General features: G+C 51.0%; 20 protein-coding genes and 1 other RNA gene. 18 read left to right on the top strand and 3 right to left on the bottom strand.

The window, feature by feature from the left end; all coding sequences use genetic code 11:
• The 4 genes from urtB to urtE are packed head-to-tail and all read left to right on the top strand — an operon-like array spanning position 1 to position 4,368.
• The gene (urtB, locus tag H5P27_RS12460; RefSeq protein WP_185660727.1) at positions 1 to 1,632 is read left to right on the top strand and encodes an urea ABC transporter permease subunit UrtB; all 1,632 of its coding nucleotides are present in this window, start codon (positions 1 to 3) and stop codon (positions 1,630 to 1,632) included.
• Between the two features lie 14 nt (positions 1,633 to 1,646).
• Positions 1,647 to 2,804: an urea ABC transporter permease subunit UrtC gene (gene urtC / locus H5P27_RS12455; RefSeq protein ID WP_185660726.1), complete on the top strand. Its 1,158-nt coding sequence runs from the start codon at positions 1,647 to 1,649 to the stop codon at positions 2,802 to 2,804.
• A gap of 2 nt (positions 2,805 to 2,806) precedes the next feature.
• Positions 2,807 to 3,598 (top strand): urea ABC transporter ATP-binding protein UrtD, encoded by a 792-nt coding sequence (gene urtD / locus H5P27_RS12450; RefSeq protein ID WP_185660725.1) that lies wholly within the window; start codon positions 2,807 to 2,809, stop codon positions 3,596 to 3,598.
• Between the two features lie 11 nt (positions 3,599 to 3,609).
• On the top strand, positions 3,610 to 4,368 hold the full coding sequence (gene urtE / locus H5P27_RS12445) for an urea ABC transporter ATP-binding subunit UrtE (RefSeq protein ID WP_185660724.1): 759 nt from the start codon (positions 3,610 to 3,612) through the stop codon (positions 4,366 to 4,368).
• Between the two features lie 182 nt (positions 4,369 to 4,550).
• Here urtE and H5P27_RS12440 read toward each other — a convergent pair whose 3' ends face one another.
• The 3 genes from H5P27_RS12440 to gyrB form a co-directional block, all read right to left on the bottom strand.
• Positions 4,551 to 5,519, bottom strand: coding sequence for a porin (locus H5P27_RS12440; protein ID WP_185660723.1), 969 nt, complete (start codon positions 5,517 to 5,519; stop codon positions 4,551 to 4,553).
• 341 nt (positions 5,520 to 5,860) lie between these two features.
• Positions 5,861 to 8,323 carry a DNA gyrase subunit A gene (gene gyrA / locus H5P27_RS12435; RefSeq protein WP_185660722.1) on the bottom strand — a complete coding sequence of 821 codons (2,463 nt, stop codon included), beginning with the start codon at positions 8,321 to 8,323 and terminating at the stop codon, positions 5,861 to 5,863.
• Positions 8,324 to 8,386: 63 nt separating this feature from the next.
• The gene (gene gyrB, locus H5P27_RS12430; RefSeq protein ID WP_185660721.1) at positions 8,387 to 10,906 is read right to left on the bottom strand and encodes a DNA topoisomerase (ATP-hydrolyzing) subunit B; all 2,520 of its coding nucleotides are present in this window, start codon (positions 10,904 to 10,906) and stop codon (positions 8,387 to 8,389) included.
• 230 nt (positions 10,907 to 11,136) lie between these two features.
• On the opposite strand from gyrB, the gene H5P27_RS12425 reads away from it, so the two are divergent.
• The 14 genes from H5P27_RS12425 (at position 11,137) to H5P27_RS12360 (ending at position 21,736) form a co-directional block, all read left to right on the top strand.
• Positions 11,137 to 11,550: an RrF2 family transcriptional regulator gene (locus H5P27_RS12425; protein WP_185660720.1), complete on the top strand. Its 414-nt coding sequence runs from the start codon at positions 11,137 to 11,139 to the stop codon at positions 11,548 to 11,550.
• 62 nt (positions 11,551 to 11,612) lie between these two features.
• A complete protein-coding gene (locus tag H5P27_RS12420; protein ID WP_221774701.1) occupies positions 11,613 to 12,320 on the top strand; it encodes a zinc ribbon domain-containing protein in 708 nt (235 codons plus the stop codon).
• An RNA gene (gene rnpB / locus H5P27_RS12415) (RNase P RNA component class A) lies at positions 12,321 to 12,736 on the top strand.
• A 219-nt stretch (positions 12,737 to 12,955) separates the two neighbouring features.
• A complete protein-coding gene (locus H5P27_RS12410) occupies positions 12,956 to 13,438 on the top strand; it encodes a type IV pilus modification PilV family protein (RefSeq protein ID WP_185660718.1) in 483 nt (160 codons plus the stop codon).
• On the top strand, positions 13,413 to 13,961 hold the full coding sequence (locus H5P27_RS12405; RefSeq protein ID WP_185660717.1) for a PilW family protein: 549 nt from the start codon (positions 13,413 to 13,415) through the stop codon (positions 13,959 to 13,961). The genes H5P27_RS12410 and H5P27_RS12405 overlap by 26 nt, the downstream gene beginning before the upstream one ends.
• Positions 13,962 to 14,015: 54 nt before the next feature.
• Complete coding sequence (locus H5P27_RS12400; RefSeq protein WP_185660716.1) at positions 14,016 to 15,398, top strand: DUF7305 domain-containing protein; 1,383 nt, start codon at positions 14,016 to 14,018, stop codon at positions 15,396 to 15,398.
• A gap of 63 nt (positions 15,399 to 15,461) precedes the next feature.
• Positions 15,462 to 15,722, top strand: a complete 261-nt coding sequence (gene rpsT, locus H5P27_RS12395) for a 30S ribosomal protein S20 (RefSeq protein ID WP_185660715.1) — start codon at positions 15,462 to 15,464, stop codon at positions 15,720 to 15,722.
• 83 nt (positions 15,723 to 15,805) lie between these two features.
• Complete coding sequence (locus tag H5P27_RS12390) at positions 15,806 to 16,618, top strand: pseudouridine synthase (RefSeq protein WP_185660714.1); 813 nt, start codon at positions 15,806 to 15,808, stop codon at positions 16,616 to 16,618.
• Positions 16,619 to 16,739: 121 nt separating this feature from the next.
• Positions 16,740 to 16,835, top strand: a complete 96-nt coding sequence (locus H5P27_RS19975; protein ID WP_083794420.1) for an AURKAIP1/COX24 domain-containing protein — start codon at positions 16,740 to 16,742, stop codon at positions 16,833 to 16,835.
• Between the two features lie 455 nt (positions 16,836 to 17,290).
• Entirely contained in the window at positions 17,291 to 18,322 is a 1,032-nt protein-coding gene (locus H5P27_RS12380) for a hypothetical protein (protein ID WP_185660713.1), read from the top strand.
• Positions 18,323 to 18,327: 5 nt separating this feature from the next.
• A complete protein-coding gene (locus H5P27_RS12375; RefSeq protein ID WP_221774700.1) occupies positions 18,328 to 18,930 on the top strand; it encodes a hypothetical protein in 603 nt (200 codons plus the stop codon).
• Positions 18,927 to 19,520, top strand: a complete 594-nt coding sequence (locus H5P27_RS12370) for a hypothetical protein (RefSeq protein ID WP_185660711.1) — start codon at positions 18,927 to 18,929, stop codon at positions 19,518 to 19,520. Before H5P27_RS12375 ends, H5P27_RS12370 begins: the two co-directional genes overlap by 4 nt.
• A 68-nt stretch (positions 19,521 to 19,588) precedes the next feature.
• On the top strand, positions 19,589 to 19,984 hold the full coding sequence (locus H5P27_RS12365; RefSeq protein WP_221774699.1) for a hypothetical protein: 396 nt from the start codon (positions 19,589 to 19,591) through the stop codon (positions 19,982 to 19,984).
• 9 nt (positions 19,985 to 19,993) lie between these two features.
• Positions 19,994 to 21,736, top strand: coding sequence for a type II secretion system protein GspD (locus H5P27_RS12360; RefSeq protein ID WP_185660709.1), 1,743 nt, complete (start codon positions 19,994 to 19,996; stop codon positions 21,734 to 21,736).
• Positions 21,737 to 21,795: the final 59 nt, after the last annotated feature.

Raw genomic sequence — 21,795 nt, 5'->3', positions numbered from 1 at the left:
ATGAAAAAACTATTCTTTGTTCTAGCCCTTTCACTGGTATCCAGTTTCTGGGGCCAAGAAGATTCGAGGACTAGGCTGCTGCTGGCGGACTTGGTCTTAGAGAGAGCTTCCGACCAAAACGCATTGCTGTCGGAACTTGCTGAATCGGGTGACTCTTTCGTAACGACTTTCGTCGCCGCTTGGCGTACAGGTGAAGTCTTCACCTACTCTTCAGCCGAAGGTGAAGCGATCGTCGTTGTTAAGGCATCCGAAAAATATTTTGAGCTCAGTTCATGGACGGAACTAGAGCTTTCTCCGGCGCAAATAGAGGAAGTTGAAGATAACAAGAACCGTCCTTCCCGTCGGCTTCGCCGTACCTTGTCAAACGTGACGGATACAGTCGACCTTGCGTCCAAAGATGTTGGAACGCGGATCGATGCTGCCTTGAAGTTAGGGCAGAGTCAGAAGGAAGAGTATTTGCCAGTTTTGCGGGCTCGTTTGGAAAAGGAGCAGAATGGATCCGCGACGGAAGCCCTTAAGGAGGCGATTGCCATCAGCTTGCTGGCGAATTACGCAGATGCCGAAGAGCTGCAGCAGGCGGTTGTTTTGCTTGGCAATTACCACTCCATTGCGTCCAAGAGCAAAATCGAGTCTGTCCGCGATAAGGCTTTAGAAGACGGTGACGAATCGCTTGCAGCCGCTGCGACACAATCCATCAAGCAAATTGAAAGACATGAAGAATTGCTCAGGCATGCGGGAAGTATTTTCCGAGGTATAAGCACTGGCAGTATTCTCTTGATCGTAGCGTTTGGCTTAGCGATCACCTTTGGATTGATGGGGATCATCAACATGGCTCACGGAGAGTTTGTCGCGATCGGTGGATACACCTGCTATGTGATGAATCAGTATTTCGGAGATCGTTTCGGAACTCAGTCCGATACCTACCAAATGTTCTTCTGGTGCTCTATCCCCTTGAGTTTCTTGGTAGCCGGCGCCTTGGGTTGGCTGCTTGAAATTAGCTTTTTCCGATTTTTGTACAAGCGCCCGCTAGAGTCGCTTCTAGCCACGTGGGGCTTGTCGATGGTAATGCGTCAAATGTTCCGGCTCATTTTTGGAGCCGCCAACGTGCAGGTTGGCAATCCAGAATCGCTTTCCGGCAACTTTGAATTTTGGGGACTCTCCATGAGCGCGGCTCGTATTTTCGCGATCGGCTTCGCAGGCTTTGTCGCTCTGCTGACATGGGCCTTGTTAACCAAGACGAATTTGGGTCTCTACATACGTGCTGTGATGCAGAACCGAAACATGGCCTCCAGCCTTGGTATTCCCGTCAAGCGGGTGAACTCTTTGACCTTTGCATTCGGCTGCGGGTTGGCTGCCATGGCTGGCGCTGTTCTCTCGCAAATCGGAAATGTGGGACCGGAGATGGGGCAGGCTTACATCGTGCAAAGCTTTATGGTGGTCGTTGTTGGTGGCGTAGGAAATCTCTTGGGAGCAGGTCTCTCGGCTCTTGGAATCGGTGTAGTTGATCAGATCCTACAACCGCTAATTGGGCCAATTATGGGTACCATCGCGGTACTGTTCATCATCATCCTTTTCCTTCAGTGGAAACCCGGCGGGTTGTTTCCAACCAAATCCCGCAGCATGGAGGACTAGAACAGGAGGCTATTGTGAAACTTTTTGATAATAAGATAGAGTTGGGCGGTTTTGCTGTCGCGGGGGTTGTCCTCGTGTTCCTTCTGCCTATGCTAAATGCCTTCGTGCCGGAAGGCAGTTTCCTGCACTTTTCGGAATACCATATTGGGCTTTGGGGTAAATACATCACTTGGGCGGTGCTCGCAATGAGCCTGAATTTGCTTTGGGGTTACACGGGGCTACTTTGTCTTTGCCAGGCCCTGTTTTTCGCTCTGGGAGCCTACGCCTTTGGTATGTATCTGATGCTGCATGCTGGTGTGGATCCTGTTTATAACACGGCCTTGCCGGACTTCATGGATTTCCAGGGATATACTTCTTTGCCTTGGTATTGGGCTCCGTTTGGAAGTGGCATCTATGCGATTATCGCCTCAATGATGATTCCGGGGATTCTGGCGTTCATCTTTGGGTACCTTGCTTTCAGTTCCCGAATCAAGGGGGTTTATTTCTCGATCCTCACGCAGGCTCTGACTTACGCGCTGTCATTGTTTTTCTTCATGAATACAGCAACCTTGTTCGGAAAGAGCTTCATCCTTTTCGGCGGTAACAACGGGTTGAACAATTTCGGTGAGATCTTTGGTTTTGGGATCAACGAAGCTTCCACCAAGAGGTTCATTTTCGTCGGGAGCGCGATCCTGCTATTGGTTGTGTACTTGTTGATAGCCTGGCTGATTAAAACGAAGCTTGGGATGGTGCAGCAAGCGATTCGAGATAGTGAGAACCGAGTGCGATTTTCCGGGTATTCGACGACTCACTACAAGATGCTGATATTCGTTGGCGCCGCGATGATTGCTGGCATAGCGGGGGCTTTTTATGTTCCGCAAGTGGGAGGAATCAACGCCAACGAAATGGTGCCTGCCAAATCCTTGGATGTTGTGGTTTGGGTCGCCCTAGGCGGCCGAGGAACCAAGTTCGGTCCAGTTATTGGAGCGATCGTAGTAAGCGTGATTAAGAGTTACGCACAGGTAGAGTATCCAAATTCCTGGCTCATCATCCTTGGGGCTATCTTCATGTTTGTCGTTCTCTTCATGCCAAACGGTTTGGCTGGGTTGCCAAAGCAATTAGCACCTTTGATCGACAAGTTGAAAAAGAAGACCTCAGCCTCCAGTAGTCCTGCAACCTCTTCCGCCTCCTAGCGATGCATATTCCAGATAAAAGTAAGCACTCTTCGCTCGTTTTGACGGTGGAGGGAGTCGACAAGTCCTTTGATGGGTTTAAGGCTATCAACGACCTCAACTTCTATTTGGAAGAAGGGGAGCTGAGGACTGTTATTGGTCCTAACGGGGCGGGAAAAAGTACCTTCATGGATCTGATCACTGCTCGTACAAAGCCAGACAAAGGAAAGATTGTCTTCCACAAAAGCGATGCGGAAAATATCGATCTAACTCATGTTCGAGAGCACAAGGTCAGTCAGTTGGGAATTGGCCGGAAGTTCCAGAACCCGACTGTATACCGATCCCATACTGTGTATGACAATCTCAAGCTTTCATTAGCCGGAGAGCGTGGGCTTTTGCATTCATTGTTCTATAAGGAATCGAAAGAGGATCGGGAGAAGATCTACGATGTCATGAAGACTATCAGGCTGGAGGATTCGGCTGATATCATGGCGGGTGCCCTTTCTCACGGACAAAAGCAATGGCTAGAGATCGGCATGCTCTTGGCTCAGGATCCGCGGATCATGTTAGTCGATGAGCCGGCTGCGGGTATGAGTGATGAAGAGACGGAAAGAACGGGTGAGCTGTTGTTGAGTCTCCGGGGCAAGCATAGCCTGATTGTGATCGAGCACGATATGGAGTTTGTTCGCCAGATTGCGAGTCGAGTCACGGTTCTGCATCAGGGTCACGTATTAAAGGAAGGGACTTTTGAATTCGTGAAAAGTGATCCGCAAGTCATTGAAGTGTATCTTGGAAGGCAAACCCGCAAACACTAGGGATTCAAAAGATGAATACTAATACTTTGACCGAGAAGGAGCCTGAGCCTTCGAAAAGCGAGAAGCTGTTGTCTGTTGATACAGTGATCGCCGGATACGACGAATCCATGATTTTGAAGGGGGTATCTATGGAGGTGCCTGAGAAGAAGGCGGTCGCCTTGCTGGGCCGTAACGGTGTAGGTAAGACAACTCTGCTCAACACGATTTTGGGCACTGTGCCGACTAAATCTGGCACAATCACTTTTACAGGTGAGGAAATACAAAAGATGCCAGCAGACCAAAGAGCTCGCATGGGCATTGGCTATGTGCCTCAAGGCCGCGACATCTTTCCAGGGCTGACGGTCTGGGAGAATCTCAATGTCAGCTTAAGGGTGTCAGGTTCCAGAGGTATCGAAGCTGAAAAACGTTTGGATTCTGTTTACGACCTTTTCCCGGTGCTGAAAGATATGCTGAAGCGAAAGGGGGGAGTTCTAAGTGGCGGCCAACAGCAGCAACTGGCAATTGGTCGAGCTTTGCTGTTGAATCCGAAGATTCTGATTCTCGACGAGCCAACGGAGGGTATCCAGCCTTCCATCATCGACCAGATCGAGGACGCTATCTACGCGATTCGCAAGAAGGGAGAGATGAGCGTGATATTGGTGGAGCAGTATATCGATTTTGCCAGAAACGCTTGTGAAAGTTTCTATATCCTCGAGCGCGGCTCGGTGGTCCAGAGCGGCGATATCAGTCTTTTGGACGATGAGATGGTTGAGAAGTATCTGACCGTTTAGTTTTCAGCCCAATTTAATTTTCATTGTTGGACCTCTCTCCAGTCGCTGGGGGGAGGTTTTTTTGGCGTCCATCCTCTCGGCCCGATGCAGGCCGGTTGGGAAATGTTGGCGCTAGGACGCAAAAAAAGCCTCCACCGTGAGGTGGAGGCTTCTTGTAAATTTCTTAAGTCTCTCGAGATCGACTAGAATGTGAAGAGAGCTTCAACTGCGAACTCGGTGAGGTCGCCGCGGTATGAACCGCCGTCGGTGAGGCTAGCTTCAGTTACGATAGCGAGGTTGTCGTTTACAGCGTGGATGTAAGCAACGGTGTACTTGAAGTCTTCGTCTTCCCATAGTCCGGAAGCAGAGTAGTCAAGCATGGTGTACTCGGTGACGCTGTCGCTGATACGAGCGGTGAATGTACCCTTGTCGCCAGTTGCAACGGAGTACATGAGGAGCCACTGATCGATGTCTGAGAAAGTGTCAGAGTAGATGTTGTACTCGAAAGCGAGTGTAGTTGCTCCGAACTCGTAAGAAGTCCAGAAGTTGATCAACTCGCGGTCTTCGAGACCAGCGTTAGCGGAATCGATGCCGTAGCCGAGGAAGAATGTCCAACCGTCTGCAGGTGTGAACACAACCTTGGTTTCGATACCCATGTCGTAGTCATCAGCGTCGCTGTTGATGGAACCGTCGTCGTCGTACACGGAGTCGAGTACAGCCAAACCGATGGAGCCCCAGTCGTCGCTGAAGTCGATGGTCACACCGTTGTGGTAACCCGGGATGGTGGTGCCGTAGGCGTATGAGTACTGGTAGAGGCCAGTAGGCTCAGCGGTTTCCCAGCCCATGTAGCTGAGGAACTTACCAGCAGTGATCGAGGTGCCTTCGCCCAAATCGTAGGTGATGAACGCCTGCTCGAGGTCGATCTCGTTGGTTTCGCCGCGTTGGTAGTCCAAGTCTACCTCAGCAGTGATCTCGTTGAACGAGTAGAGGAAGTCGATTTCCATCTGATCGAGGTCGAACGAAGTGGAGTCTCCGCTGTCGTCGTCTGCATGGTAAAGCGACATGTCGAGGAAACCTGTCACGGACAGATTTTCGTTGATTTCGATCTGACCATATAGGGCAGAGCTAGAAAGCAGCACACCTGCTGCAGTTAGGCTTAGTAGTTTGTTCATTGATCTGAGTTTTGGTAGTGACGCTCGTAGCTAGGCTACTTGCTTTTTGGTTTTCTGGGTAGTGGTAGTTATCAGAAAATCAAATTCGGTAATTAATCAATTTCTCGCAAAAGCAAATTAATTGCCAAAAAAGGGGAATGATAAAAAATTACTTAATATTCTTTTATATGAAATTTACTGCTCAATTTCGTGCAGTTCCAGAAAGGCAACTTTAGTGAGAGCACGAATTTAAGACATGCTCTAGCCCCAAAAAAGAGATGATCAAGCCAGAATAGCTTGATCATCTAAAGAGTTGTTCTGCAACCTCTTAGGTTTGCGTCGAAGCTGGGGTGTTTCTGGGCCTATTCCTCAGTGGAAACACCATCTGTCGGCGCTTCTCCCATTTCCTCTTCGTCCTCCACGATTCGAGCAATACCGAGAAGCTTGTCGCCATCGTTGAGGTTTATGCAGCGGACTCCCTTAGTGATTCGACCGATCAAATTGATGTCTTTGACGCTTGTGCGAACTGCTTGCCCGTTCTTGGTCAGCATCATGATCTCGTCGTTTTCTCGAACTGCCAAAGCTCCGGCTACGCCCGAGGTTTTAGCGGCGATCACCCCGCTGCCCCCGCGTTTCTGGAGCGGAAACTCATCGAAAACGGTGCGTTTCCCTTGTCCGTTCATGCCACAGATTAGAAGGGCTGACTCGTTGTCGACCACTTCCATGGCTTTCGCGTAATCCTTGTCGGATAGTTTGACGCCTCGTACACCGCGAGTCGCGCGGCCTTGCTCACGAAGGTCGGACTCGTGGAAGCGGATGGACTTGCCCATGTGGGTAACGATGACCAGCTCGCTATCCCGGTTCGTGAGCTTAACCGTGATGAGGGAGTCCCCTTCATCGATATTGATGCCGATAATGCCTCCCTTGCGGAAGTTCTTGTAGGCTGCGAGGTTGGTCTTCTTAACGGTGCCGTTTTTGGTGCACATGACCAAGTTGTTGTCCTCTGTGATCTCCTTTACGCAGATCATAGCGGCGATCTGCTCGTCCTTTTGGAGCTGCAGCACATTGTTTATGCTGCGACCTTTGGAAGTACGTGATCCTTCTGGAAGCTCGTAGACCTTTTCGACGTATACACGGCCGTTGTTCATGAAGAACATTATGGTGTCGTGAGTGTTGGCGGTGAAAATGTGCTCGATGAAGTCTTCGTCGTAAGTGTTACCGCCTTGTACTCCCTTTCCTCCTCGTTTTTGGGTTCTAAATTCGGAATCGGATACGCGTTTGATGAATCCCTTGTGGGATACTGTGATGAAGCAACCTTCCTTGGGCGTCATGTCCGCCTTGGAGATGTCTCCCTCGTAGGGTACGATTTCGCATTTACGTGGGCTGGTGTACTTCTCTTTCAGCTCGAGCAGTTCTTCCTTGATGATGGAGAGCAGTTTGTACTCGTTTTCCAGAATGGAGCGGAGTTCTTCGATCAGCTTGAGTAGCTCTGCGTATTCTTCCTCGATCTTATCGCGCTCCATGCCGGTGAGCTGGTAGAGGCGGAGGTCAAGGATGGCTGTGACTTGGCGATCGGAAAGCGGGTACTTTTCCTGGAGGCGAGTTTTCGCTTCTTCGCGGTTGGCGGAAGAGCGGATTATTTTGATGAAGTCGTCCAGGTTATCGAGGGCGATCTTGTAGCCCTCGAGGATGTGGGCACGGTCCTCCGCTTTCTTTAGGCGGAACGCGGTGCGGCGGTAGATGACGTCGCGTCGATGATCGATGTAGCAGTTGATCATCTCCTTCATGTTCATCTGCTTGGGCCGCTTGTTGTCGAGGGCCAGCATGTTGACGCCGAAGGATGACTCTAGCGCGGTCTTCTTGTATAGCTTGGAGATGATGACTTCCGGAAATTCACCACGCTTCAACTCGATGACGATGCGGGTGTTTTCGTCGGACTCGTCGCGAAGATCCGAGATCCCCTCGATCTCCTTGGTGGATACGAGTTCAGCGATCTTCGTAACCAGAGATGCTCGGTTAACGTTGTAGGGAATGGTTGAGATGATAATCCGCTCCCGGTCGCCGCTATCCATCGGCTCGGATGCTACGGCTCCGCGCATCCGTACGATGCCGCGTCCGGTATTCATGTATTCATCGATTCCCTTGCGTCCGATGATGCGTCCACCGGTTGGGAAGTCGGGTCCTTGTATCAGCTCGCCAAGTTCGGCGATAGTGATGTTTGGATTGTCGATCTGGGCACAGATTCCGTCGATAAGCTCGTCGAGGTTGTGTGGCGGAATATTAGTTGCCATACCCACCGCGATCCCGGTGGAACCGTTCATCAACAGGTTCGGTAGTCCAGCTGGCAATACGGACGGTTCGGTGGTCGACTCCTTGTAGTTTGGTACGAAGTCGACGGTGTCCTCGTCGATGTTTCGCAGCAGGTCTTCCGCTATGGCGGTCAAACGCGCTTCGGTGTAGCGGTAGGCGGCTGGAGAGTCTCCATCGACGGATCCGAAGTTACCTTGCGGATCGATAAGCGGGTAGCGCATCACCCAGTTTTGGGCCATGCGAACGAGCGTGTCGTACACGGAGGAGTCGCCGTGTGGGTGGTAGTTTTTTAGAACTTCACCGACTACACCGGCACATTTGTCGAAGGCTCGGTTGTGGAGAAGGCCTTCGCGGAGCATCGCGTAGAGGATGCGTCGCTGCACGGGCTTGAGTCCGTCTCTCGCATCGGGGAGGGCTCGGCTGACGATGACCGACATCGAGTAGTCGATGTAGGCAGTCTGCATGATGTCGGTGATGCTGGTGGATGAGATTCTTTCGTTGGAAGTGTTTTCCATGGAAATAGGTATTTAGGTTCTGGGTACGGGTCCTAGTGTTTCTTTTGGCGACTATCAGTGTCTCTACACGTCGAGGTAAGACACGTTTAGGGCGTTGTCCTCGATGAATAGTCGTCTTGGAGCGACTTCCTCGCCCATCAGGATTGTGAAAAGCTCGTCCGCCTTGGCCGCGTCATTAATGTTTACTTTAAGTAGTCTACGCTTGGATACGTCCATGGTCGTTTCGTAGAGCTGTTTCGGGTTCATTTCACCTAGACCCTTGTACCGTTGGATGGACAAGCCCTTGCGTCCAGACTTTCGGATTTCGTCGAGAATGGACATATTTGAGAAGATCTCGATGGTGTTCTCGCTCTTGGATCCGACGTTTTCCGTGAAGGTGTAAACTGGCTCTTCAGAGCTTACAAACTGAGATAGGTCCAAGCCTATGGTTTCGATTTCATGCAAGAGCTTTGACATCTCGTTCGATTCGAAAATCTCGAAGATGGAAATGCGCTTTGAGATGCCTGCTGCTTCGTCGAAGATGGTTGCGGTGGCGTTTTCTTCGTTGAGCCCTTCGGCTCCCATGCCCTGGTTCTGCACGAAAACAGCACGGTCGGTTTCTTCGCGCAGGAAATGGTAGGATTCGTTGTTTCCTTCCCGCACACGTGCAAGATAGCGTGGCAAGCTGTGGTTTTCTTTTGAATACTGTTCAAGGTACTCGCCCAATGAGCCGCCGTGGCGTGTAACGGATCCACCGATACGTTCGAGTTGAGCGAATATTTCGACGATCTTGTCCAGCTTTTCGCCTTCGAATTTATGTCCGTCGTCGACGCGAGTGAGTACGGCCTCGTCGCCTCCGAGCTCGAGGAGGATTCGGTTTAGCTGCTCATCGTTGTCGACGTACTGCTCGCGGCGTTTTCTCTTGATCTTGTAGAGAGGAGGCTGGGCCATGTAGACGTAACCTTTCTCGATCAAGCCCTTCATGTGGCGATAAAGGAAAGTCAGCAGTAGGGTCGAGATGTGAGATCCGTCCACATCCGCGTCGGTCATTATTATGACCTTATGGTAACGAGCCTTCTCGATGTTGAATCCTCCTCCGTCTTCAGAGTCACCTATCCCGGTGCCGATGGCTGTGATCATGGTCCGGATTTCGTTGTTGGATAGAACTTTGTCGATGCGGGCTTTCTCGGAGTTGATCAACTTGCCTCGCAAGGGGAGGATCGCCTGAGTTCTGCGGTCGCGACCTTGTTTTGCGGAACCGCCCGCGGAATCACCCTCCACGATGTAGAGTTCCGACTCCTCTGGCTTGCGCGAGGAGCAGTCGGCTAGCTTGCCCGGTAGGCCTCCGCCGGAGAGAGCTGATTTGCGGACCGTTTCGCGAGCTTTGCGAGCGGCTTCACGAGCGCGTGCGGCGTTGAGGCACTTGTCGATGAGTCGCTTGGCGAGCTTCGGGTCGGTCTCGAAGTGGAACTTAAGACGTTCGCCTACGATTTTTTGGACGATACCATCGACCTCTCCGTTTGACAGCTTGGTCTTGGTTTGCCCCTCGAAGCGAGGTTCTGGGACTTTGACCGAGATCACGGCTACCAAGCCTTCACGAGCGTCGTCGCCAGTGATGGCTGGATCCTTATCCTTCAGGAGATTATTTGCTCGCGCGAATTGGTTGACCACTCGAGTGAGGGCTGTGCGGAATCCGGTGAGGTGAGTGCCGCCTTCGATGTTGAAGATGGAGTTCGCGTAGGCGAAAATCTGGTCGTTGTACGAGTCGTTGTACTGCAGGGCGACGTCGACTTGTATGGCTGGAGAATCCTCCTTCTCCTTAACTGAGTCTCCGAACGCTATGGGCTCTTCGTGCAGGACGTTTTTTGAACGGTTGAGGAAACGGATGTATTCGGCGATACCGTCCTTGAAGAGGAAGTTTTCCTCCTTGTTGGAGCGTTCGTCGATAAGGGTGATGGAGATGCCGGGATTTAGAAAGGCGAGCTCTCGCAGGCGCTTGCCGAGGATCTCGTACTGGAAAGTGAGGGTCGTTTCAAAGATCTCGGGGTCTGGTTTGAAGGAGATCTTGGTACCTGTCTTTTGTGTATCGCCGATGATGGTCAGCTCTTTGGTCGTCTTGCCCTGGCTGAATTGCATCTGGTGGATTTTTCCTTCGCGGCGAACCTCTGCCTCAAACCATTCGGAAACCGCGTTGACACACTTGGCGCCCACGCCGTGAAGACCGCCGGAGACTTGGTAGGCTCCTTTGCCGAACTTGCCGCCCGCGTGCAAGTTGGTCAGCACCAGCTCAAGGGCCGGTATCTGATAGGTCGGGTGGATGTCGACGGGAATGCCACGTCCGTCGTCCTCGATTGAGCAGGAGCCGTCGAGGTGGATAGATACTTTGATGTTTTTGCAGTATCCGGCCAGCGCTTCATCGATGGAGTTGTCTACCACTTCGAATACGCAGTGGTGCAGGCCGCGCTCGTTGGTGTCGCCTATGTACATGTCGGGGCGTTTGCGCACGCCCTCGAGGCCTTCTAGCTTCTGGATGTTTGAAGCGTTGTAATCGGAATCGCCGTCGTAGTTGACTGGCTCGTTTTCAGATTCGTTTTGGGAATCCATAAAGGTGAAACAGGGTTGTCTATAGGCTTATTGAGTCGCTGTTTTCTGGACGCGTCTCATCTACGAAAACCTTAATTCAAATCGCTCGCGCGTGCGCGTGCAAGGCCTTTGTCGTATTTTGGTGAAATGAGGGCGTCTAGTGGCCTTGTATGGCCCGATCTTGGGCGGTCGTAGGGTGGTGTATTGACTTTGGGGAGAAAACGAATGTCGAATGGCTATGAAAATTGCCTATGAAATTATCCGTTAAGCTCGATTACGCATGCCGTGCCCTCGCCAGGATGGCGATCCGCCGCCCGAGTGGCGAACTTTCCCGAATCGAGGAGCTGGCGGAAGTGGAGGCTATCCCCGCCAATTACTTGGTGCAGATTTTAGGCGATTTGCGAAATGGCGGATTGATCGAGAGCCGTCGGGGTAAACAAGGGGGCTACCTTCTCGCTCGAGCCCCGGAAGATATCAGCTTGCGGGAAGTCATCATGCTGGTGCAGGGGGACGTGTTCAGTTCGGTTGCCAACTCGGCGGGAGCTTCGGGGGAAAAGGTCGCTGAGGTTTGGAAGGATTTGCAGGATTGTTTCGAAGCGAAGGCTGCCGAACTCACGGTCAAGGACCTGATCCCGGAGACTCCGGAGGAAATGTATTATATATAAGGGCGAGCCTCGATTGTAGGTTTGACCCAGAGTTATTGGCCTAGCTGTATGTCGATACTCCTATGGTATCCGATACCCTGACCAAAATGTTGATCCTTCAGGATCGCGACATGAAATTGCAGCAAGTCGAGAGCTTGCTCGCTTCTTTGCCAATGGATCGCAAGGCGTGCGAGGATCGTATCGCTAACATCCGAGCGGAAGTCGAAGGGGCGCGCCAGAGCGTGCTGGAGTTAGAGTCTCGGGGCAAGACGATCGAGAATGAGATGGGTTCGATCGAGGCTCAGATCATCAAGTACAAGAACCAGCAGTTGCAGGTTAAGAAGAACGAGGAGTATCAGGCGCTCACTCACGAGATCGAAATCGCGGGCAAGAAAATCTCTGATTTGGAGTCGGACGAGTTGGAGGTGCTTTACGAGTTAGACGAAGAGCGGAAACGTTTCGAAGAAGCGGCCGGCAAGTCGAAAGAAGCCATCTCCTTGGAGGAAAGTGCTATCGCCAAGCTGGACGAAAGGCTTGAGGAAGTTAAGGGTGAGTTGGCGGAGGCTCAGGAGGCGAAGGCCAAGGCTGAAGCTGAGCTCGATAAGCCTGGCCGGTCCAAATACACGCAAGTCGCCCGCGGGCTGAAGTTTCCTGTCATTGTCGCTCTTTCTGGCCACTCCTGCAAAGGCTGTCACATGCGGGTGTCTAACGCTGTAGAGTCGGACGTGAAATCGGCTCGAGAAATTACGACTTGCGACAACTGCGGGCGAGTCCTCTATTACGCGGACTAGTTTCGGGGCCGCGCGTTCGCTCCGTTGTTCTTTATAGGAATCTCCGGGGAGGAAAGTCCGGACGCCGTAGGGCAGGGTTCCTCGCGAAAGCGAGGGAGGGCCGCTTCAAGGCGGTTCGACGGCCAGTGCCACAGAGAATATACCGCCTGGCTCGGTTTCGCTTCGGCGTCATCGAGGCAGGTAAGGGTGAAAAGGTGGGGTAAGGGCCCACCGCGAGTCGAGTAATTGGCTCGGCAAGGTAAACCCAATCCGGCGCAAGGTTAAATAGGGGATCTGGGCTGCCCGTCCGTTAAAGGTCCCGGGTAAACCGCGCCACTTCATTGGAAGGGGCTCTCGCTTCGGCGGGAAGCAGATAAATGAACGCGATCTTAGCTTCGGCTAAGATACAGGATCCGGCTTACAGGCTCCGAAACTAGTACTCTCTGGTGGCCGAATGAAGATTTCTCCGGATGTTAGTGTTTGAGCACCCTAGGGCAGTCCTCCATTTGGACGCGCTATTTTTGGGCGCTCCAACGGAGGGCCCGTGAAGGAAACTTCTCTTGGCGGCTTAGCTGAGCGCTTTTTTAGCCTAAGATGGTCACTATTTCCTGCCTTGTGGTAGTCTGTTTGGATTTCTGCTCCGATCGAAGTTGTGAGTGCACATTTCTATCAATACAGGTCGGCTGGCAGGGCGTCGTCGCTCTCGCGGTAAAGGCGAGGGTGGTTTTACTTTGGTAGAGGTAATGGTCGCGATCATGTTGATCGGACTCGTGCTTACGGCGGCATTTTCTACAGTGACGCAGGCGTTGCAGACGATGGAGACGTCTCGGGACTACGCCCGTATTGCCCAGATCCTGCAAAGCGAGATGGAGGATCTTAGGACTATGAGCTGGTCGGAGCTCGAAGCTTTGCAAACTTCGGACGCAGGGACCAAGGAGCTCGATCTGACTTCGGAATTTAATGAAGCCTTTGGCCTTCGCTATCGGGCTCTGCGGCTAATCGAGGATCGTTACTCCGACCAGAAGCAAGCGACGATCTGGGTTAAGTGGGAAGATGCCCGAGGAAACACTAAAACCGAGAAGACGGTGTCTTGGTTTACTCAAAATGGTCTCCATGACTACTACTATAGATCATTCTAGGCCTTTGAGGCGAAAGAAGGGCATGACCCTTGTGGAGGTGATGATTGCCATCACCCTTTGCGGTGTGGTGTTGGCAGTTTCGACCGGCAGCATGTTGTTTCTAGCGAAGGCTACCAAGGGGCTGGGTAACTATCAGGGTATGAACATGGCAAGCCGCTTCGCTCTGGAAGACTTTGGTTCCGATGCCCGCATGACCAAGGACGTCAACTACGCCAACGCTAGTTCGATGTCGCTAGAGGTCTACGATTCTTCAGGTGGGCTGACGACAGTCATTTATCGCTACGACTCAAGCGAGGGAACCTTCTCGAGAGTAATCGGGAGTACGACGGAAGTTATCCTCGAGGATGTGGAGAGCTTAAGTCTCGTCTACTACAACCTGCATGGGAATGCGACGACCACGGAATTGGAGATCAAGGAAGTCCAATTGCAGGCGGAGATGCGACGCAATGTCCTGAGCATCAAGAACACCAATGAAATAATTTCGGCCCGTTTCATGATGAGAAACCGGTCAGTTAGTAGTTAGAAAGAAGGAGAGATTATGAATAAGAGTCGTTTACGGAGTAGAAGGGGGTCGGCCATGCTCGCGTCGATCTTGATTGTGGTCATCGTGGGCCTGTGGATGGCGGCGGCCATGCAGTCGTCGTTTACTGAATACAAGATGTCGAATCGCTACCTCAACATGCAGAGTGCTCTGAACTTAGCGGAGTCAGGGTTGGAAGAGGGGGTGCGTGCTTTCAATTCCCAATCTTGGTCAGGCTGGACTGCTTATTCAGAGGGGTATTTTAAGTCGATCGATGCTGACTGGCTCGGTTCTGAGGGTTCGGGTACCATTAAGATTTTCGTCAGCGACAGCCCGACATCGCCCACCATTGCCGCGGAGGGGAAGATCCTGGGGGCCGACGGGACTCCGGTGAGTCGCCAAATCAAGGTAGATCTCTCCTCTGGAAGTCTTTTTGCAAACGGACTATTGGCCCGTCGCAACGTGATTATGAACGGCAACAACGTCATCGTTGACAGCTACGATTCTCGCTTGGGCTCTTACACGCCGTCTTCTTACGCGAATCGTTTCTCCAATGGAAATGTGGCTTCCCTCAACTTGGCGAACACGGATGTGCTCATCAACAATGCGGACATTTACGGTTACCTTTCCGTGGGTGGTACTTTCAATGTGAACTCTTCGTTCCACAACAACGGCACATTAGGGGTGTGGGGAGCCTCGACTGGCACCAAGGACCTCAATCGCGTAACGGAAGATTTCTACGCGGACCTGCCAGAAGTCACGGTGCCTGCCTATTCGGGCTGGACGGACGTTTCGACTATCAATTCGGGAGCTTCAGATATCACCGGCGCGTTAACTTTGGGGAATCCGACTGATACCTCGCCCGCTAATTACCAAGCGGAACGAATTTCCCTCAGCGGAAATGGAGACGATCTAGTGATAGATGGGCCAGTCCGTCTCTATGTGAGACGGAACGTGAGTATTTCAGGTAAGGGTACGATAAGAATTACTAGCACGGGCTCTCTGGAGCTCTACTCGGCGGAGTCTTTGAGCATTTCGGGCAATGGTTCTGCCTACGGTATGCAAAACGAAACCGAGAAGCCAGAGAAGTTCATGATCTACAATACGACCCCAACTGCGGGAGGAACGAGTGTAGATGTAGCCGGAAATGGTTTGGTCTACGCCGTTGTTTACGCTCCGAACTCGAATGTTCATCTGCAGGGCGGCGGCAACAGCGGCTCGGTCTACGGAGCGATAGTCGGCTATGAGATTACTTTGAATGGTGGTTACGAGTTCCACTACGACGAAGCCCTGGAGGATTTGGCCGGGGGCGGTGGAATGAACATCGATTTCTGGCGTGAACTCAAAGCGGAGGGCGAGCGTTTGCCCTTCGACTCGCCCTCCTCGTTGAATGAAGCGTTCCAGTCCTTTGCCTCTACAGGAAGCAGCTTGAGTCACTAAAACAATATTCCGCCCGCTAAAGCCTTGACAAAGGGGCTTCGGGCGGAAATATCCGCTCCCCTTATGGCAAATACCAAGTCAGCAATTAAGAACAACCGCAAGACGATCGCGCGCACACTGCACAATCGTTCTCGCAAGACTCGTATCAAGACGCTGGCCAAGAAGGTAGCAGCACTCGCTGCTGACGGTTCTGATAAGGAAGCGCTCAAGGCTGCCGCGATCGACTACGTATCCGCAATGGACAAGGCGGCGAAGACCAATCTCGTACATGCAAACAAGGCAAGCCGCGCTAAGGCTTCCGTTGCGAAGTACATCGCTGGATAATCCATTTTTCCTCCTCCCATCATGAACCCCCATACGTTTCTGACGATGGGGGTTCTTTCTTTTCCCCGAATCCGCACGAAACGATGAGCTCAAAGAAAGAACTGATATCCTTCCCTCCAGGCTACTTGGGCAATCGACCGGAGAAGTTTCCGTTGATCGCCAACAACGAAGCGTTGTTCGCCATCAATAAGCCAGCTGGGCTCGCCTGTTTTCAGCACGAGTGGACGCTGGGCAAGCCCGATTTCTCCATGGCATTGCGACGTGAGCTCTTGAACGAGAAACCTCAGCTGCAAAAGCTAGGCATCGAGGGGATGTTTCGTGTCTTCAATTTGGACGCTGAGCTCAGTGGCGCCCTGGTTTACGCTAAGAACGAAGAAAACGAAGTTCTTCTCAAAAACGCGGCGGGCTCGAGCCAGGTCCAGTATCATTTCCATCTTTTGGCCCGGTCGGAGACCGAAGACCGAGAGTTCGTTTGCGATTTGCCGCTTTCCAAGCACTTCCAGGCGAAGCGAATGGTGGTGTCTCACCGCACTGGGAAAAAGTGTGAAACCCATTTCAAGTTCCTAAGAAGTTTTGGGCAGTACCAGTTGTGGGAGGCTGTTTCTACGAATCTTAGGGCACATCAAGTGAGAGTCCATGCCGCAGAGAGAGGTCTCAGCATCGTGGGAGAGGATTTGTATGCAGATGGGGACGAGATCTACCTGTCTCGGCTAAAGCGGGACTACATGCGAGGTAAGGGCCGCGAAAAGCCACTCTACGACAAGCTTTGTGTGCACTTGGTAGAAGTCTCGTTTGCTATTCCGGGCCGTGAGCTGGATCCGGTCTTGGCGCCACTGCCAAGCCGTTTCGAGACTTTGCTAAAACGACTCGACGAGTATCGAGGAGGTCGGGGCTAAGGCTTGAAGCCGTTTTGGGGGATCTCCTGAGTCTCCAAACTTTTATCTAGTTTCTGCTTTACAGGCATGGGGTGAAGGGCCACGTTTTCGGGCTTTTCCTAATTTTCAAGGAGCAATATCAATGGGTAATCTAAAGAAAAAACGCAGACTCAAGATGTCTAAGCACAAGCGTCGTAAGCGCTTGAAGTCGAACCGCCACAAGAAGAAGGCTTGGTAGACTAGGTTTTCGATTCGGGGCGCCTAGCAACGATAAGCGACAGAGATCGTTGAAAGCTCCATTACAGAAAACCGTCGTACAAGTCCCATTTCGCTGGCGCCCGACAAGCATTCCGAGCCCGAACTCAAAGAGTTCGGGCTTTTTTGTGCCCGGACCTTGGGACTCCCTTACGTATATTTTGGTTTCCTAGCCTAATTTTACCCGTCGCGGCGCTAGTTTAGGCCAATGGAAAGAGCGGTTATGCTTCAGGTGGGGTTTCGGCGGATTTGAAAAGAAAATAGAGCTGAATGCTCAGGCTGCCGGCTAGGAGTTAGGTGGAATATGCCCAACCTGACTGGGGGAGGGCGTGTTGTGTAAAATAAGATGCCCCATTCACCTTAACCAAAGCTGAGGATAGCCGATAGCCAGATATGCAACTCTAAGTGGATAGCGCCTAGGGGAGTGTAAAAACGACGATGATCTCAGCTAAAAAGAACAATTTTATCGTAGAATTCCGACCCACTACGATCAGGGCTGCCCGCTTGAGCTCCAGTAAGTCCCCACTGGTGGTTGAAGAGGTCCTGGAAATCGATTTGGAAGAGAAAGGGGATATCGCGGGAGAAGTTCGCGGTTTCGCCAAGGCCAAATCGAACGGATTTCTTCGAGCTTCCTGTTCCGTTTACCCCGAAGGTCGCATCGTGCGGCAAGTTCGACTGGACTCCACCAAGGGCAAGGAGGCCGAATTCGTGACGGACTATTTAAGAAAATCGGTCGGTATCACACCGGAAGAGTTTTCAACTTATTGCCTCTCTGCGTCAGATGGAGCCGACGCTGAGCTTTCCGAATTTAACAAGAAGGACATTCTTGTCTGTGGGGCGCCGAAGAAGTCGATTTCTGATGTGCAATCTTCTCTTGTCCACAATGCGATTTATCCGGGGAGATTGGAGTTTGGAACGGTGGGAACACTCGGCGTTCTGAAGAACGTTGTTGATTCCAAGTCTGACAAATCGCCAGTGCTCTTTCTCGAAATCGATATTCAGGAAACACAGGTCGTGATCGTTGGCGCTAAGGGTGTGGAGATGGCTCGCAGCATCGAATTTGGATCTGAGCATCTGGTAGCCGGCCTAAAGCAAGAAATGAATTTAAAGGACGAAGCGGCTGCGGAGAAGATTTTAAAGTCGCGGGAATTCGACCTAGGTTCGATTGCCCCTAAGCTACTGAGAAAACTTCTCCGAGAGCTTCAGAGCTCGATCGGCTTCTATGAGGTGCAAACCGGTAGTTCTGTTTCCGAGCTCTATTGCGTGAAGGGTGGGAAGACCTTGCCCTGGCTCGAGAACAGTATTTGCGACCTGTTGAATCTCAAGCCGTTCACGATCGACTTGGAAAAGTGGCTTCAACGAGAGGATGTCTCTTTCTCGAATCAATCTGATTTCGAAAAGATGGATACGACTTGGGTGAGCCTGCTTTCGCTGATCATGAACTTCGACAGTAGAAAGGCGAATTCATGATCAAAATGAAAAAGAAGGAAATTGGACTTTCCTATAATTGGCGTCCTGACTTTCGAGACCTCGAGGATTTACCCGAACTGCGTGCGGTACGTACCCAGTTTTTCCTGCCAACGCTCTTTCTCGTAATCGCGGGAGTTACTATTGTTTTTAGCGTTTTGCGAGAAGTGCACGTTAAGAATATTCAGCAGAATATCGAGAGCCTCAAAGTCGAGATCGCATCCTACCAAGAGAAGCATGATGCCAAGGTCGAACTTAATTCGGGTTTCATGAATACAACTCGTACCTTGGATGAAATCGTGCAATTCCGATCTGGAAGATTACTTGGAAGCGATTTCTTGTTGGCGGTTTCTTCTCGTCTCCTAGAGGGGATGTATCTCAGTAGAATTGAATACATCGAAGGACGAGCTAGCATCGAAGGGAACCTGAAAGTTTCCGCAGAAGAGGCCTCCCGTCTTGTAGATAAATTCATGGTTTCGCTGGAAGAGGCTGACGTTCTGCAGGGTCTCCTCGATGACTATAAGTTAACGAGTCTCGAAAGGAGCGCTGGGGGAGCTCACTTCAATTTCCGAATTGAAGTTACAAATTCCGAAGCGGAGGAAAAGAAATGAGCCTAGAAACCATATTAGCTTATTTGAAGAAGAATTATGTCGTGGTGGCTAGCGGTCTGGTCGCTTTGGTTTGTATATCTTTCTATCTCTATAGAGGTAAATCTATAACTGTACTCGAGGCGGATTATGACGACCTCAGTGTGAGGCATACTCGCATTCTAAGGAACTTGAAAAACGCATCCGACATCGAAGTAGATCTCGAGCGTTTAGATCAGCTTCAAGCTGATGTGGAATCGCGGTTATTCTTGCCTGAGGATTTGGCGACTAATCAAAGGTATTTCTATCAGATCGAGTCAACTACGGGAGTCGAGATGACTAGTCTTCAGCAATTGCTGAAAGCCTTGCCAACTGGAAAGAATGCCAAGAAGGCGAGGAAAAAGGCCCAGAAATCACCTTATCAAGAGCTCGTGTATGATATGAATATACATGGTACCTACCCAGAAGTGTTAGAGTTTATGAGAGGTGTAGAGGGTGGTAAGGCTCTCGCCGCTCTAGATGGGTTCTCTGTTGTTCCCATTAATGGCGCTTCAGTCGAGACTAGGCTCAATATGAGAATTTCCTATAATGTTCTAGGGAGGAAGGTTCAATGAATCGGTTGAAAATTTTTCTGTATTCAGTATTCCTGACGGTTTCTTATTCTTCTGTAGAGTCCGCTATAATGTCTCCAGAGGAACGCCTCGAGAAACTAGAAAAAATTGGCGAGGCCTTGGCCACGGAAGTGCGTCCAGTGGAGCCTGATTTGCTTTCTGTAGCACCGAGTCCGTTTTCCGCTAACCTTGGGCACAAGGAAATAGAGGTAATCGAGGAAGTTAAAGAAGTGGTACTGACTGATGACCAAGTGCTCGAGGCTTTGGCTGATCAGATCAAGCCAAGCGGTGTTTTTAATTTAGGTGGCGAGTATTTTCTTATGTTCAAGGACGGGCGTAGAGGGTCCGGCTCTCAACTGAAGGTAAGCCTAAATGATAGTGAGTATATAGTCCTGTTGTCTGATATTACAGGAGTGACTTATCAGCTGCGTTACAAAACTGCAGAACTACAAAGAGAACTTAATTAAATGCGTTATATGAAATCCAACAACATTATATACTATGCAGCTGCATTATTCGCTGCAGGCTTGACCTCATTGTCTGGCCAAGAATCAGTGGCGGTGGAGGAAGTCCCCGATGCTTTCGATGAACAGGAAAATCCAGTAGTTCCAGAGACCGAGTCTGGTCCCAAGCTGACGGACATAGATCGATTGTTTGACGACCCCTCCAGTGCGGAAGACTCAAGCTCTAACGAAAATGGAGAGGCCAAAACTCCTGATAGTGCAGTAGTTTCTCCCTTGGGACAAGATCCTGTCGGTAGTGACTTGAATCTTGCCTCTTCCGATTTGATATCGGTCGATTATCCCAACGAGGAAATTCGCACCGTTCTTCGTAATGTAGCAGATCTATACACTTTAAACTTAGTAGTGCCAGACACTTTGGTAGGTACTACTTCCATCAAGCTGCGAGATGTAACGTGGCGGCAGATCTATTCGGTCGTCTTGGACCCGGTTGGTTTTACTTTCATTGAGGAAGGTTCAATTGTCAAAGTGGTTAGCCGTGACTCTCTCAATATCGAGCCTCCTGTTACTGAGATCTTTATGGTAAACTATGCGGATGCAGAGTCCATCGCCTCAACGCTTCGCAACCTTATCGATGCTGGAGCGGGTGGAGCAGTGCAGGTAGACAAGCGCAGTAACGCTTTGATTGTTTCTGAGCGCGCCTCCAAGATGGACGATATCCGTCAAATCGTAGAGCGTTTGGACAAGCCGACTCAGCAGGTCTTTATCGAGACTCGGTTTATTGAAGTTACCGATACAGATGTTAAGAACATTGGCGTTAATTGGTCCTCTCTACGCAACTACAGCGTGGGCGTAGGGAATTTGACCCGAGAATATGGAGACAGTTTTGAACGCAGCAATTCCTACGACAATAGCAGCGAATCTATTGATTCATCTAATGTTGAAGATGTTGCCTTCGAGTCTGGCGAAGCCTCCATGGATGGCGTTGGTACAATGAATGGTACCTTGATAGACAATCTCACCGGCCAAACTTTGATCGATGCTACTTCAATTGGTGAAAGCTCTTTGATCTCTGATGCGGTAACAAATTTGACCTCACTGGTAGACACTAGCGGTGTGACTCGTACTTCGTCTGCAGTCTTCACCGCGGATCAATTCGGGTTTGTTCTGAGTGCGCTTAAGGAGCAGGGCGGTAGCCGCTTGGTCTCCAATCCAACAGTCGTTACCTTGAATAACCAGGAAGCCACTATTGCGGTGGGCGAAGAGTATCCAGTTCCTCGCTACCAGTACAATGAAGAGACTGGAGGATTCGGAGTGGACGGTTTTGACTACAAGTCGATCGGCGTTAAGTTGAGCGTAACCCCTTCGGTCAATCACAATGGTTTGATTTCGCTAAAGGTACTACCTGAGGTGAGCAGCCGTACTGGCGTGAGCAGTTTCGACGGTGCTGATATTCCAATTATCTCAACCCGTCGTACTACCACTCAGATCGCTCTGAAGGATGGCTTTACGATGGGTATTGGTGGTTTGATGCAGAGCTCGGGTAGCGAAAGCAACAATCATGTCCCTGTCCTGGGTAAGGTGCCTGGACTCGGTCGCCTCTTCAAGCATGAGTCCAAGACCGATACCACCCGCAATTTGCTCATCTTCATCACTGCACGGATTCTACCAAGTGAAGAAGCAGACTTCGAGGATGTCTTCTCCGAGGAGACAATGAAAGCTGCAGGTATCGATCCGGTAGCTCTGAAGAACCGATAGTCTTAGACCCTCATAGCAACGCATTTCTCTCATCTGAGCGTTCCCCGTCATTGGCGGGG

The sequence above is a fragment of the Pelagicoccus albus genome (assembly GCF_014230145.1).
Taxonomy (GTDB): Bacteria; Verrucomicrobiota; Verrucomicrobiia; order Opitutales; family Opitutaceae; genus Pelagicoccus; species Pelagicoccus albus.
Note: the sequence above shows the minus strand (reverse complement) of the source record. Positions and strands in the feature narration are given on the sequence as shown.

Excerpts from the sequence above, each read along its gene's own strand:
- urtB (WP_185660727.1), top strand. The coding sequence starts at position 1 with ATGAAAAAACTATTCTTTGTTCTAGCCCTTTCACTGGTATCCAGTTTC.
- urtD (WP_185660725.1), top strand. The coding sequence starts at position 2,807 with ATGCATATTCCAGATAAAAGTAAGCACTCTTCGCTCGTTTTGACGGTG.
- urtE (WP_185660724.1), top strand. The coding sequence starts at position 3,610 with ATGAATACTAATACTTTGACCGAGAAGGAGCCTGAGCCTTCGAAAAGC.
- H5P27_RS12440 (WP_185660723.1), bottom strand. The coding sequence starts at position 5,519 with ATGAACAAACTACTAAGCCTAACTGCAGCAGGTGTGCTGCTTTCTAGC.
- gyrA (WP_185660722.1), bottom strand. The coding sequence starts at position 8,323 with ATGGAAAACACTTCCAACGAAAGAATCTCATCCACCAGCATCACCGAC.
- gyrB (WP_185660721.1), bottom strand. The coding sequence starts at position 10,906 with ATGGATTCCCAAAACGAATCTGAAAACGAGCCAGTCAACTACGACGGC.
- H5P27_RS12425 (WP_185660720.1), top strand. The coding sequence starts at position 11,137 with ATGAAATTATCCGTTAAGCTCGATTACGCATGCCGTGCCCTCGCCAGG.
- H5P27_RS12420 (WP_221774701.1), top strand. The coding sequence starts at position 11,613 with ATGGTATCCGATACCCTGACCAAAATGTTGATCCTTCAGGATCGCGAC.
- H5P27_RS12405 (WP_185660717.1), top strand. The coding sequence starts at position 13,413 with ATGACTACTACTATAGATCATTCTAGGCCTTTGAGGCGAAAGAAGGGC.
- H5P27_RS12400 (WP_185660716.1), top strand. The coding sequence starts at position 14,016 with ATGCTCGCGTCGATCTTGATTGTGGTCATCGTGGGCCTGTGGATGGCG.
- rpsT (WP_185660715.1), top strand. The coding sequence starts at position 15,462 with ATGGCAAATACCAAGTCAGCAATTAAGAACAACCGCAAGACGATCGCG.
- H5P27_RS12390 (WP_185660714.1), top strand. The coding sequence starts at position 15,806 with ATGAGCTCAAAGAAAGAACTGATATCCTTCCCTCCAGGCTACTTGGGC.
- H5P27_RS19975 (WP_083794420.1), top strand. The coding sequence starts at position 16,740 with ATGGGTAATCTAAAGAAAAAACGCAGACTCAAGATGTCTAAGCACAAG.
- H5P27_RS12380 (WP_185660713.1), top strand. The coding sequence starts at position 17,291 with ATGATCTCAGCTAAAAAGAACAATTTTATCGTAGAATTCCGACCCACT.
- H5P27_RS12375 (WP_221774700.1), top strand. The coding sequence starts at position 18,328 with ATGAAAAAGAAGGAAATTGGACTTTCCTATAATTGGCGTCCTGACTTT.
- H5P27_RS12370 (WP_185660711.1), top strand. The coding sequence starts at position 18,927 with ATGAGCCTAGAAACCATATTAGCTTATTTGAAGAAGAATTATGTCGTG.
- H5P27_RS12365 (WP_221774699.1), top strand. The coding sequence starts at position 19,589 with ATGTCTCCAGAGGAACGCCTCGAGAAACTAGAAAAAATTGGCGAGGCC.
- H5P27_RS12360 (WP_185660709.1), top strand. The coding sequence starts at position 19,994 with ATGAAATCCAACAACATTATATACTATGCAGCTGCATTATTCGCTGCA.